The organism is Desulfovulcanus sp. (assembly GCF_982781345.1).
In genome coordinates this window covers 1-12,502 of sequence record NZ_CEYAEZ010000074.1, presented here as the reverse complement: position 1 = coordinate 12,502, position 12,502 = coordinate 1, and the positions used below count along the sequence as shown (strand labels likewise).

Genomic DNA, 12,502 nt, shown 5'->3' with positions numbered 1-12,502 from the left:
CGGATGTCATGATTGACCCTGACCGGCTTTTCGGAAGGCACCTTGCCGTGCTTGGTAATACAGGCAGCGGCAAGTCATGCTCGGTTGCCGGATTGATCCGCTGGTCACTGGAAGCAGCAAAGCAGGATGACAAAAACCCGAATGCCCGCTTTATTGTGCTTGATCCCAATGGGGAATATTCAAGAGCCTTTGCCCAAGATAAAGACTCACTAAAAATTCGGTTGTTTAAAGTGAACCCGGAGGAAGGAGCAAACCAGCTCCAAGTACCGCTTTGGTTCTGGAATAGCGCTGAGTGGGTCTCTTTTACTCAGGCCAGTGGAAAAACGCAAAGACCAACGTTGATTCATGCGCTAAGGGCGGTACGGGACGGGCAGACGGACTTTCCCGAAGATGCAAGCCATGATATGCGTCGTTTTCTCAGAACAATTGTCAGCACAATTCAGGCGGAAAAGAACACAGGATCACCGTGGGGGCAATTCCCAAAACCGAAATCTTTCTTTGAAAAAATCAAAAAATGGAAATCCGGGTTAGAAACCCACCACTCATTTACCGCGGACGAACAGGACGCATTAACAAACCTGACGGACAAAATTGATGCCTTGGTTCAAGCTCGCAGCGGGCAACACCCGAATTACGATTTTACGAAACCAGAAGTTGACGAACTTCTTGAAAAGGCTAAGGAAGCCCATAAAGCCTTTGGGGGGAGCAATACAGAATTGTTACCCATTGATGCTGATATTCCACGTAAATTCAATGGGGATTCACTGTTACGAAGTCTGGAAGCAAGTGCGGAAACGCTGAATGTCTCCGAATATGTGGAGACCATGTTAATTCGTATCAGAACCATGCTTGCCGATACCCGCATGAAATCCATAATCAGTAATGCAACGGATGTCACACTTAAGCAATGGCTAACCGACTATATTGGAGGGGATGCCGCCGCTAAGAATGGCAGCTTGACGATTATCGACTTGTCCTTGGTTCCTTCTGAAATCATTCACATCGTTACCGCAGTAATAGCTCGTATGATCTTTGAAGCGCTGCAACGTTATCGAAACCTCAATGAGGAACATAAAACTCTTCCGACAGTATTGGTGATGGAAGAAGCCCATACCTTTATAAAGCGATATAAAATGGATGCTGAGAATCAGGATGCGGCTTCCGTGTGTTGCCAGGTATTTGAGCGTATAGCCAGAGAAGGACGTAAATTCGGGCTGGGTCTTGTCCTGTCATCTCAACGCCCTTCTGAACTATCCCCCACAGTGCTCTCCCAGTGCAATACGTTTCTCCTTCATCGGATCAGCAATGATCGGGACCAGGATTTGGTCCATCGGTTCGTCCCTGACAATCTCAAAGGATTGCTTCGGGAACTTCCTTCGCTTCCATCACAAAATGCTATTTTGCTGGGCTGGGCGTCTGAGCTTCCAATATTGGTCCGCATGAATGATCTTCCAAAGTCGCAACAACCTCAATCGGACGATCCTGATTTTTGGGATGTCTGGACCGGCGAAGAAACAAGAGATGTGAATTGGGAGGACATTGCAATGGATTGGCAGCAAATATCTGAGGAAGCTGCTGAAAAATCCAAGGACAAAGACGGGGAAGAGTAGAATGAGCAAGCGTAACGAAAACAGAGCGGGGTATAAAAAAACCAAAGTCGGGTGGATACCGGAAGAATGGAATGCTGAAAAACTCGGTATGCATGTGGGTATTATCAGCGGTAACAGCCCTGCCGTTTACAACCCTGGCAATTCCGGTGCTTATCCGTTCGTAAAAGTCGATGATATGAATTTATGTTCTATCTACCAGTCGAGCGCACGATTGTATTCTTCCGTGAACAAAGCTCTTGTCCCTGAAGGTGCTATTATTTTTGCCAAAAGAGGAGCCGCTATCGCAACCAATAAGGTTCGAATTGCCGAAGGTCCATTAGTCATGGATTCAAACATGATGGCCCTTGTAGCAAAAGATTCGATAGATTATTTGTTTCTTTACTATAGTATTCTTAAGGAAAAATTATGGAAAATAGCAGATACTTCTACAATTCCGCAAATTAACAATAAGCATATAAAACCATACAGAATCCCCCTCCCCCCTCTCCCCGAGCAGAAAAAATAGCTGAAATCCTCTCCGCCTGGGACCGGGCCATTGAGCAGGTGGGCAAGCTGATTGACGCCAAACAGCGCTTGAAAAAAGGACTGATGCAACAGCTTCTTAGTGGCCGGATGCGGTTTCAAGAGTTTGGCAAACCGATTGAGAAAAAAGGCGGGCTGCCGGAGGGGTGGCGGGAAGTGAGGTTGGGTAAATACGCTAAACTGCAGGGGGGATTTGCTTTCAAAAGTAATGAATTTAAAGAGAAAGGAATACCAATAATAAGAATTTCAAATATAAATAATTTGCGTATTCAATTAGATGATGACGTTGTGTTTTATGATGAAATTAATATAGGAAAAGAATTTATCGTAAAAAATGGTGACTGTTTAATTGCAATGTCCGGTGCAACCACAGGAAAAATAGGACGCTATAAAAGCAGTCACAAAGCATACCTAAATCAACGTGTTGGCAAATTTGTAGTTACTGATCCAAATCAGATCGCTTATGATTTTTTAGCACAAGTAATAATAACAGATAATTTCAAAAATTCTATCTTTAAAAATTTGGCAAGCGGCGCACAACCTAATATAAGCGGAAAACAAATAGAAAATATTAAAATAACATTGCCCATTGTTTCAGAACAAACCCGCATCGCCGCCGTGCTCTCCGCCTGTGACCGGGAAATTGAACTACTGAAAAAGAAACAGGAAAAGTTAAAGGAACAGAAAAAGGGTCTGATGCAGAAGCTGCTGACCGGAGAAGTGAGGGTAAAACTGAATTAGATGGTAATTTAAAAAATGTCACTTCCTTTTAGCGATTACATCATTTTTGTTGACGAAAGCGGTGATCATGGCCTTATGTCAATTGATGACCAATTTCCTATATTTGCCCTGGTATTTTGTATTGTACTGAAAGAAGATTATATCAAAAATATTGTCCCTGCAATGCAACGCTTAAAGATGAATATATGGGGACACGACCAGATTATTTTCCATGAACACGATATCCGGAAAGAAAAAGGTCCATTCAGAATTTTGAGAACAGACAAAAGCTTGAGGGAAGGATTTCTGGAAGAATTAACAAACATTATAGCCAGCGCTCCTATAAACTTGATCGTATCTGTGATCGATAAAAAGAAGCTGAAAGAACGATATGTTAAACCATATAACCCCTATGAAATAGCTCTGCTATTTTGCATGGAGCGAGCACTTTCTTATCTTTGCGGGCGGAATGAAACAGGTAAACGAATTACTGTCTTGTTAGAAAGCCGTGGCAGGAAAGAAAATCGGGATTTAGAACTGGAGTTTAGACGTATTTGCGATAACCGAAGCAACTGGGGCTATAAGCGAGCGGACTTCCAACAGATATATTTTGAACATATATTTGTGGACAAGAAGAGCAATGCGACGGGACTGCAATTGGCTGATCTGGTTGCTCGTCCACTGGCTTTGCGTTACCTACGGCCAGGGCAGGAAAATAGAGCTGTTGCTGTTATAGAGGATAAAATTTTAAATTCAAAGGTTTTCCCTTAATAAAACAGAAGGACTTCAGAACGAGTCCAAAGTCCTTCTGTCGACCGGGTAAAGCCCAATCCTTTTATTTACAAAAAAACCTATGGCCGCTGATTCGCTACGCTGGTTCAGCAGGCCAAAACCTCGATTGATTCAAAGCCGTTTGGCAGTAAACTTAATATAAAACATAACTTCGATACAAGTTGTTGTCAACGGAAAAAATCTGCTCGGACGGCAGGCCCATTTCCTTCGGCTCTTAGACCCAAATGGGATGGCCGGTATTTATATTATTATAGAAGCTGCCTGACAGGCGAAGTGATGGTGAAAACATGAACCTACCTATCAACATAAACGACCTGCTCTCCGCCCGCACCGTGGAATGGGAACGGGTGGAGTTCAAGGCCGGATGGAACCCGCAAAAAGTTCTCCATACCATGTGCGCCTTTGCCAATGACTTTCATAATCTCGGCGGCGGATACATCATCATTGGCGTAGGCGAAGAAGATGGTCGACCTATCTTGCCTCCACAGGGAATCCTCGCCGGAGAGCTGGACTCCATCCAGAAAGAAATCGTGGAACTTGGTTACCGGATGGTGCCCTATTATCACCCGATCATGGCGCCATGTAAAATTGACGGCAAACACATTCTGGTGCTTTGGGCCATGGGCGGTCAAACCAGGCCATACAAGGCCCCGGTGTCTTTGACAAAAGGTGAAAGGGAGTTCGCCTACTATATTCGTAAGGGTTCAGTTACGGTTCGGGCCAGGCACCAGGATGAGGTGGAATTAATGAATCTGGCTGCTACTGTTCCTTTTGACGATCGCATGAATCAAACCGCCACTTTGGATGATCTAGACCTGGGACTGATGCGCGCCTACCTGAAGCAGGTCAAAAGCGATCTTTTTGCGGAAGCAGCGAAAATGGATTTTGTCCAGCTTTGCCGCCGGATGAACATTGTTGACGGACCAGATGAGGCGGTGCGACCCAGGAATGTAGGTCTCATGTTCTTTAACGACAATCCCTCCAAATTTTTCCCACAGACACAGATTGATGTGGTGCATTTTCCTGAAGGCCCTGGTGCGGACACTTTTACTGAAAAAAATTTTACCGGTCCCCTCCACGTTATGTTGCAGAATGCGCTTGCTCATATCCACTCCACAGTGATTGAGGAAAAGGTGGTCAAACACCCTGACCGACCGCAAGCCGACCGTTTTTTCAACTATCCATTTGCCGCCATTGAAGAGGCACTTTGTAACGCCGTGTACCACCGCTCCTATGAAATCCGGGAGCCGATCGAAGTCCGCATCCTGCCGGATCGCATAACCATTTCCAGCTTTCCAGGGCCTGACCGCTCCATCCGGAAAAAAGACATGCAAGAATTCCGTTTTCTGTCCCGCCGATATCGTAATCGCCGCGTTGGGGATTTTTTAAAAGAGCTTGAAATGACAGAGGGGCGAGGAACCGGTATTCCGAAAATGTTAAGAGCAATCAAGGACAATGGTTCTCCTGCTCCTATATTCCATACGGATGACGATCGGACTTATTTTCTGGTAGAATTATTTATCCATCCGATATTTGCGAAAGCTCTGAAACAAGAGCCGGTCACGCAAGTCGGCACCAAGTCGGCACTAAGTCGGCACCAAGTTCAAATCTTACATAAATGCCGTCAAGACAGCGCATTGATTGATCTAATGGCCGTTGCCAAGCGTTCTGACCGCACCAAGTTCAGGCGTGAAATACTGAACCCTCTTTTGAAAGCCGGCCTGATTGAAATGACCATACCGGATAAACCAACAAGCAGTAAACAGAAATACCGCCTGACGGTAAAGGGTCAGCAGCTACTTGAACAGGAGAAAAAGAGATGAAGACGCCTGTATTAAGCGAAGATTCCGTCTCCCAGCTTCCTGCCCTGCATCTTCTCCAGAACCTGGGCTGGCAGTACCTTACGCCAAAAGAGGCATTGGAACTGCAAGGAATTCGGAAGTCGTAGATTTTGCCGAATACGAGCCCAAAATTCAGAAATTGCTGGATACCCATGTGGGCACTGGTGAAATCGAACAGATCACCCCGTTGGTCAACATCTTTGATCAGGACGCTTTTGCCAGAGAGGTAGAGAAACTTCCAAGTGCAGCAGCCAAAGCCAACACCATAGCCCATCGGACAGCCCGGACAATCTATGAACGCATGCAGGAAGACCCGGCCTTTTACAGGCGCTTTTCGGAACTTTTGGAAGCGACTATCCGTGCTTTTCGTGAAAAGCGTATCAAGTCTGCTGAGTACCTGAAAAAGGTAACCAAAATAATGAATGCTGTTTTGAATCGTACCGGTAATCGGATACCTGAAAAATTAAAAAACCATGACGTTGCCAAAGCCTATTTCGGGGTAATTAAGGAAGCCTTTGAACGATTCGGCACAGAAGAAGACGATTTCGAAAATGCACTTGCTGATATAGCGCTGGGCCATTTAGGAGGGGCGCATACACGAATGCGCCCCTACTCTACGACCCCAATAATTTCCGAGGCAACCACGTAGCCAACTGGGGGAAAAAGACCACCAGCAACAAACCTATCAACTGCAAAATAACAAAGGGGATAATCCCCTTGTATATATGACCGGTTTTTATCTGAGGGGGGGAAACTCCTTTTAAATAGAAAAGCGAAAATCCAAATGGTGGAGTCATAAAAGAAGTCTGCAGATTAAGGGCAAACAAAACTGCAAACCATAATGGATCAAAGCCCAAGCTTTTCATAATGGGGGCAAGAACTGGAATATGAATAAAAGTAATCTCTATAAAATCAAGGAAAAATCCAATCACAAAGATGAGCCCCATAATAATGGCCAATATGGCCCATTTCCCATAAGCAAGATGCTCTATATAGCTGCGGATCAAATGGTCTCCACCAAGGCCACGAAAAACCAAACCAAAAGCTCCAGCTCCAACCAGAATAATAAATACCATAGAGGTAAGCTTTGTTGTCGAGGCCATCACGCCCTTAAGCATTTTTAAATCAAAACGCTTATTGACGATGGTAAGCACTAAAGCACCACTTGCTCCTACTGCTGCAGCTTCTGTAGGCGATGCAATACCAGCAAAGATAGAACCTAAAACAGCAACTATAAGCACTAAAGGGGGAAGCAAAGCTTTGGCCACTCTTTTCCACAAACCTTGCTCCTTAATCTGTGCCCACTCCTCTTCAGGGATTAAAGGAGCAGCTTCAGGTTTTATCCAGGCATAAACAATGACATAAAGGACATATAAACCCACCAAGAGCATGCCAGGGATAACCGCTCCCATAAATAAGTCGCCGACCGATACGCCTATAATATCGCCCAACAAAACCAATACTATGCTCGGCGGGATAATCTGGCCCAAAGTGCCAGACGCAGAGATGGTGCCTGTAGCCAGTTCAGGTTTATAGCCTCTTTTAAGCATCGTGGGTAGCGACAATAAACCCATGGTCACTACTGTAGCCCCGACAATACCTGTAGATGCTCCCAAAAGCATGCCGACAATGACCACGGAGACGGCCAATCCCCCGCGCATGCGGCCAAAGACCAAGGCCATTGTCTCCAACAAGTCTTCTGCTATACCAGAACGCTCTAAGGTTACGCCCATGAAGACAAAAAGAGGAACGGCCAGGAGGGTAAAGTTGGTGATAACGCCCCAGATACGCAAAGGTAACAAATTAAAAAAATCCCACCCAAAACCAATAAGCCCAAAAAATAAAGAAGTCCCTAAAAGGGTGAAGGCCACCGGGAAACCAAGCATCAACAAAACCGTGAGCACCAAAAACATAATTCCGGGTAAAGCTTCCATCATTTGCTCTCTTCCTCCTCGCAACCTAAAATAACAAGCAAGCTTTTTAGAGCCATGGCAATGCCCTGCAATCCAACCATGACAAAACTAAAAGGAATAAAAAACTTGAGCACGTAGCGGGCAGGAAGCCCTCCTGGATCAGGTGAGCCTTCTTGCAAGTGAAGGGAGTTAAGAAAAAAAGTATATGATGTATCAACGACCAGGAAACAGCCAGGAAGCAAAAAAACTAGCACTCCTATCAAATTAATCCATGCCTGCTGACGTTTACTAAGACGTTGATAAAAAACATCCACTCGTACATGAGCATCATGGGCAAGGGTATAACCTGCTCCTAGCAAAAATAAGACTCCGAACAAGTGCCATTCAAGTTCCTGAACAAATACAAATGTAAGATTAAACAAATAACGCATGATGACGTCCAAAGTTACAATCAGGACCATGGCCAAAGCTACCCAACCAGCTATTTTACCCAACTGTGCATTTAACCATGTTATGATTTTTATTATCCGTCGCAAAAATGACATCCTAATCTTCCCCCGTCAGACAAAATAATACGCCTGCAAACATCAAGTCTTTGCAGGCGTATTATTTATTATAAAATACTAGCCAATCACATCATAATAGGCCCTTTCAGATATTTTGCCCCAGGCGCCAACTTTTTCTTTGAAGACCTTAAAAGCCTCGTGAACTTTCCTTGCTTGCTTGCTTTTGCTGGCTTCCTCTTCCAGGGTTTCCTCTGCCAGCTTGTGCAAGTCCTTAAGCAAGGCTTCAGGGAAGCGTTTGAGTTGTACTTTATGCTTATTGACCAAAGTCTGCAAAGCTTCCCCGTTTTGAGCTTCAAATTCAGACAATGTCCACAAATTGCTTTCTGCAGCAGCAATGTCTAAAATCGCCTGTAGGTCTTTGGGTAGAGATTCATATTTCTTTTTGTTCATGATCAATTCCAGGCATGTTCCAGGCTCATGCCATCCAGGATAGTAGTAGTATTTTGCTGCCTGATAAAATCCCATACGCAAGTCATGCAAAGGACCAACCCATTCGGTTGCATCAATAACACCGCGTTCAAGTGAAGTATAAATTTCTCCTCCGGCCAGCAGAACAACGGTCCCTCCTGCTTTTGACAGTACCTTGCCGCCAAGGCCCGGGATACGCATTTTTAATCCCTTAAAATCAGAAATACCTTTAATTTCTTTGTTAAACCAGCCACCCATCTGAACACCGGTGTTGCCCAGAGGCCTTGGAACCAGATTAAACGGGGCGTAAGTTTCTTCCCACAGTTTTAGTCCCCCGCCAGAGTAAAACCAGGTATTGATTCCCTGTGCGTTCAAGCCAAAAGGAACTGCAGAAAACCATTGGCATGCAGGCTCGCGTCCAGCCCAATAATAGGCCGCACATGAAGCACATTCTACTGTGCCTTGAGAAACTGCATCGAAAACTCCCAAAGGAGGCACTAATTCACCGCCGGCGTAAACCTGTATCCTCAGCCTGCCTCCACTTAATTCCTCTACGCGCCTAGCAAAACGCTCAGCCCCGGTTTGTAAAATAGGCAAACCTGGCGGCCAGGAAGTAACCATCCGCCACAAATAGGTTTTCCCCTTCGCCCACACATTAGGAGCGGACAAAGTTGTCGCTACAGCAGCACCAGCGCCAGCCAAAGCTGACTTTTGTAAAAAAGACCTTCTGTTCATGCTCACCATCCTCCTAATAATTTTTCACAATAGGCGTCCTAAGCAATCAAAGGCTCGCAACCTCTTGGAATCAAAGAATATCTATGCCCAGACGCTCATAAAACATTAAAACAATCAATATATAAACAAATTGGACGGGCCAATAAAATGAAATCGAACTTAAATCAACTTTACAAATTCGAAAAAGACAACAAGCAATACAAAATTTATTCAAGTAAACGAGACTAGAAAAGAATGATATTCAAAAAAAAGCTATAGGGATACCTTTTTAATAAGGCTAAAAGGCTATAAACCAGAACAAACCCAAAAAAAGAGTGGGAAATCTGGACAAAATTATCGTTTTTGGGAGGGAGAAGAACAAAGTTCGCTTTAACTTTCTTTTTTTCGATAGACTTTTTAAGGAATATATTTTTCCAAACTCTTTAATCTTCGGGTGGATGGCGTTTGTTCTAAAATATGAAAGGTAAATGGGTGCATCCGATGGCTGCACTTGGGTTGAGTAGTTGAGTATGGTGAGTGGTTGAGTAGGTAGGATGTTCAGTGGATAATGGGATTCCGTAGTAGAATTTTCCCCTGATTACTGCCAGATTCCGGATTATTACCACTGCACAGAACAACAGGTTTACCAGAATGCATCCGCTAGAGAGCCTGTGGCCAAACCCTATTTTAACCGCTAATTGAAAGTCTTGGTTTCTGAAATGCATTACAAACGGCTTGGGTAACCCAATCTTAGTGAAACTTGCGAAATGACAGAGCATCGTGGTGAATAGGCTAAATATTTTGCGATATTGACCATAACTATCGATAATAAAAGAATATCTGTTAGCTCAAAACATCCCATTATGCTCAGTCCACAAGCAAGCTTTGAGAACAGGTTCAAGTTTTTGTCCCAGCATGAAAGAAACCAAGACAGGAATGAACAATGGGAATTGAGTTGATAAAAGTTCAGCCACAGGCTCTAGAGGCTTTGGTTACGTCATTCTGAGCGAATCAAAAAATTTCGTTCGGTACGTTAGATATTATCCGATTTATCGACATAGTTTTCCTGCCCTTCAACTTTGACACCTTCCTGTAGAATAAGCTAGTGCAATCGAAGACTTAAACGGTCATTTAGGAGTGTCCACTTTATGAATCTATTTAAGGCATTAACCAAGAGTAAAGATAAAATTCTATCTGTATCTTTAGAAAAGACATTCGATCTTATGATCAAGGAGTATGGAAGCATGCTAAAATTTAAACTTAATTCTGAGCTTAAAACGATAGAATTTGAAATTCTTTTAAAAGGAGAAATAGAACCTTTAAAGGGCATCATTAATAATTATGAATTATTCACAGAAAACGATAAATATTTCATCAGAGTCAAAGAGATAAAGACATCTCGCGAGTGGATAAATATTATTGCTGAGCAATATATTAAAGATAAAAAGTTTGAAATCCCCAAACAATATGCAAAGATGTTGAAGCTGATTATTTAATTATGGAACGAACATGTAAAAATCTTCGTTCCCCCAGATAATGCTTTCTATTTAATGTTATAAACTTGAGGAATATTGGACAACAAGTTAGTCTCAGCCACAGGCTCTTAGATAAAGAGCATTGAACGAAAATTAATATTGCAATCTACATGACGAAAGAAGCTCAGAAAAAAAATTATGGTTCGATAATGATCCTCCTGGCAGCGATGCTCTGGGGCACTACAGGTACTGCCCAGGCCCTGGCCCCAATGGGGGCCAGCCCCCTCGTGGTGGGAAGTTTAAGGCTTGCTGTAGGCAGTGCTTTTCTCCTTTTTTTTGCTCGCTCACAGCGGGTAAACTTTGAACCCAATCTATGGCTCTGTTGGCCGAGTCTTCTTGCTGGTATTTGTGTAGCCTTGTACCAATTTTGCTTTTTTGCCGGGGTAAAAAAGACTGGCGTGGCCGTGGGCACTATAGTGGCCATAGGTAGTGGCCCCGTGTTTGCTGGTCTTCTTACCTATCTATTTCGCGGGGAACAACTAACTCGCACGTGGATTATTTCTACTTTTTTGGCTGTGGTTGGCTGCGCCCTTTTAATAGGCACTAAACAAGGCCTTACAATAAACATTTGGGGCATTCTTCTCGCTCTGGGAGCAGGCTTTGCATATGCCCTATACGCGCTAATTAGCAAAAACCTCCTTCAAACTCATGCACCAGAAGCAGTCATGGCCGTCATCTTTACTCTGGGATTTATTTTTACTCTCCCAGTCCTAAAATTCTTAAATTGGTCCTGGTTTTGCCAGATAAAAACTATTTTGGTCATTTTGCACTTGGGAATCTTGGCCACTGGCCTGGCCTACATATTATTTGCCCGTGGCCTGACAACCGTACCTGTGAGCTCTGCTGTTACCCTGTCTCTGGCTGAACCACTAACCGCCGGCCTTCTGGGCATTTTTTTTCTAGGCGAACCTCTGTCATTGTATACAAGTATTGGAATTAGCTGCATTCTCATCAGTCTAGTTCTTATATCCAGGACTACCTAACCCAGCCGAACCAAACTTGAAGGTCTTGGGTGCATCCGATGGCCGCACTTTGGTTGAGTAGGTAGGATATTCAGTGGATATGGGATTCCGTAGTAGAATTTTCCCCTGATTTCCGACAGATTCCGGATTATTATCACTGCACAGAACATCTAAAGAGGTTCGATTACTCAATTATGAAAAAATTTTGCTAACCATAAAAAAGAAAAGAGGAGACAATCAGCAGATAGAGTGCCAAAATTAAGGCTTCTTAAAAATCAGTGCAAATAGCGGATGGCAAGGTCTTTTAGCTCGTAAAATTGATACAAAAACACTGTAAAAGGCACGAGATTCTTCACTTCGCCTTGCTCCGTTCAGGATGACGCTCTGCTTCCCGCTTTGACTGAATCAAAGCGGCGTAAATAGCAAAAAAAAAGCCATATCAAACCGACCAATTTATACATCCGTCCAAAATTCATTGTTCTTGGAAAGTTAATCCCGTCCTGAGGGAACCTATCAGTTATAGTTAGCAGCCATAGAGTCTGTGGCCAAACCCCATTTTAACCGATGATTGAAAGTCCTGGTTTCTGAAATGCATCACAAACGGCTTGGGCAACCCATCTTGGTGAAGCTTGCTTAAAAAACAGAGCATCGGGATGAATTGACTAACTATTTTGCGATACAGACCATAACTATAGATAATAAAAAGAATATTTGTTTACCCAAAATATCCCATTATGCTCTGTCCGCAAGCAAACTATAGATGAATCCAGGCATTTGCACCAGCTTGAAAAAAATCAAGATTGAAAAAATTATGAAAAATTGTCCCCTGGATCCGTGAAAATTAACTCAATAGCGATTCCTGTTACAATCCGAGGCTTTTGGAAAACAGCGAAAACTGTCTGACCGAGTTAGGCAGCCT

The 12,502-nt window shown here is 43.7% G+C and carries 11 protein-coding genes; 8 read left to right on the top strand and 3 right to left on the bottom strand.

Annotated elements, in window-relative coordinates; translation table 11 throughout:
* From AC3WVG_RS10290 to AC3WVG_RS10265, 6 genes are all read left to right on the top strand, one after another.
* Positions 1-1,610 (top strand): ATP-binding protein (locus AC3WVG_RS10290; RefSeq protein ID WP_488798036.1); only part of this gene is annotated, 1,610 nt, incomplete at its 5' end.
* Position 1,611: 1 nt separating this feature from the next.
* Positions 1,612-2,115: a restriction endonuclease subunit S gene (locus AC3WVG_RS10285; RefSeq protein WP_488798035.1), complete on the top strand. Its 504-nt coding sequence runs from the start codon at positions 1,612-1,614 to the stop codon at positions 2,113-2,115.
* A gap of 38 nt (positions 2,116-2,153) precedes the next feature.
* Positions 2,154-2,873: a restriction endonuclease subunit S gene (locus AC3WVG_RS10280; protein ID WP_488798034.1), complete on the top strand. Its 720-nt coding sequence runs from the start codon at positions 2,154-2,156 to the stop codon at positions 2,871-2,873.
* 15 nt (positions 2,874-2,888) lie between these two features.
* Complete coding sequence (locus tag AC3WVG_RS10275; RefSeq protein WP_488798033.1) at positions 2,889-3,623, top strand: DUF3800 domain-containing protein; 735 nt, start codon at positions 2,889-2,891, stop codon at positions 3,621-3,623.
* Between the two features lie 308 nt (positions 3,624-3,931).
* Complete coding sequence (locus tag AC3WVG_RS10270) at positions 3,932-5,467, top strand: RNA/DNA-binding domain-containing protein (RefSeq protein WP_488798032.1); 1,536 nt, start codon at positions 3,932-3,934, stop codon at positions 5,465-5,467.
* A complete protein-coding gene (locus AC3WVG_RS10265; RefSeq protein ID WP_488798031.1) occupies positions 5,445-6,134 on the top strand; it encodes a type I restriction enzyme endonuclease domain-containing protein in 690 nt (229 codons plus the stop codon). The genes AC3WVG_RS10270 and AC3WVG_RS10265 overlap by 23 nt, the downstream gene beginning before the upstream one ends.
* Here the strand turns inward: AC3WVG_RS10265 and AC3WVG_RS10260 are convergent.
* The 3 genes from AC3WVG_RS10260 to AC3WVG_RS10250 all read right to left on the bottom strand — a co-directional run bounded on the left by AC3WVG_RS10260 (position 6,100) and on the right by AC3WVG_RS10250 (position 9,107).
* Entirely contained in the window at positions 6,100-7,422 is a 1,323-nt protein-coding gene (locus AC3WVG_RS10260) for a TRAP transporter large permease (RefSeq protein WP_488798030.1), read from the bottom strand. The two genes, AC3WVG_RS10265 and AC3WVG_RS10260, sit on opposite strands and share 35 nt — an antisense overlap.
* On the bottom strand, positions 7,419-7,943 hold the full coding sequence (locus AC3WVG_RS10255; RefSeq protein WP_488798029.1) for a TRAP transporter small permease subunit: 525 nt from the start codon (positions 7,941-7,943) through the stop codon (positions 7,419-7,421). Before AC3WVG_RS10255 ends, AC3WVG_RS10260 begins: the two co-directional genes overlap by 4 nt.
* Positions 7,944-8,021: 78 nt before the next feature.
* Positions 8,022-9,107, bottom strand: a complete 1,086-nt coding sequence (locus AC3WVG_RS10250) for a TRAP transporter substrate-binding protein (protein ID WP_488798028.1) — start codon at positions 9,105-9,107, stop codon at positions 8,022-8,024.
* Positions 9,108-10,234: 1,127 nt separating this feature from the next.
* On the opposite strand from AC3WVG_RS10250, the gene AC3WVG_RS10245 reads away from it, so the two are divergent.
* The gene (locus tag AC3WVG_RS10245; protein ID WP_488798027.1) at positions 10,235-10,582 is read left to right on the top strand and encodes a hypothetical protein; all 348 of its coding nucleotides are present in this window, start codon (positions 10,235-10,237) and stop codon (positions 10,580-10,582) included.
* Positions 10,583-10,731: 149 nt separating this feature from the next.
* Complete coding sequence (locus AC3WVG_RS10240; protein WP_488798026.1) at positions 10,732-11,604, top strand: DMT family transporter; 873 nt, start codon at positions 10,732-10,734, stop codon at positions 11,602-11,604.
* The last annotated feature ends 898 nt before the right edge of the window (positions 11,605-12,502 follow it).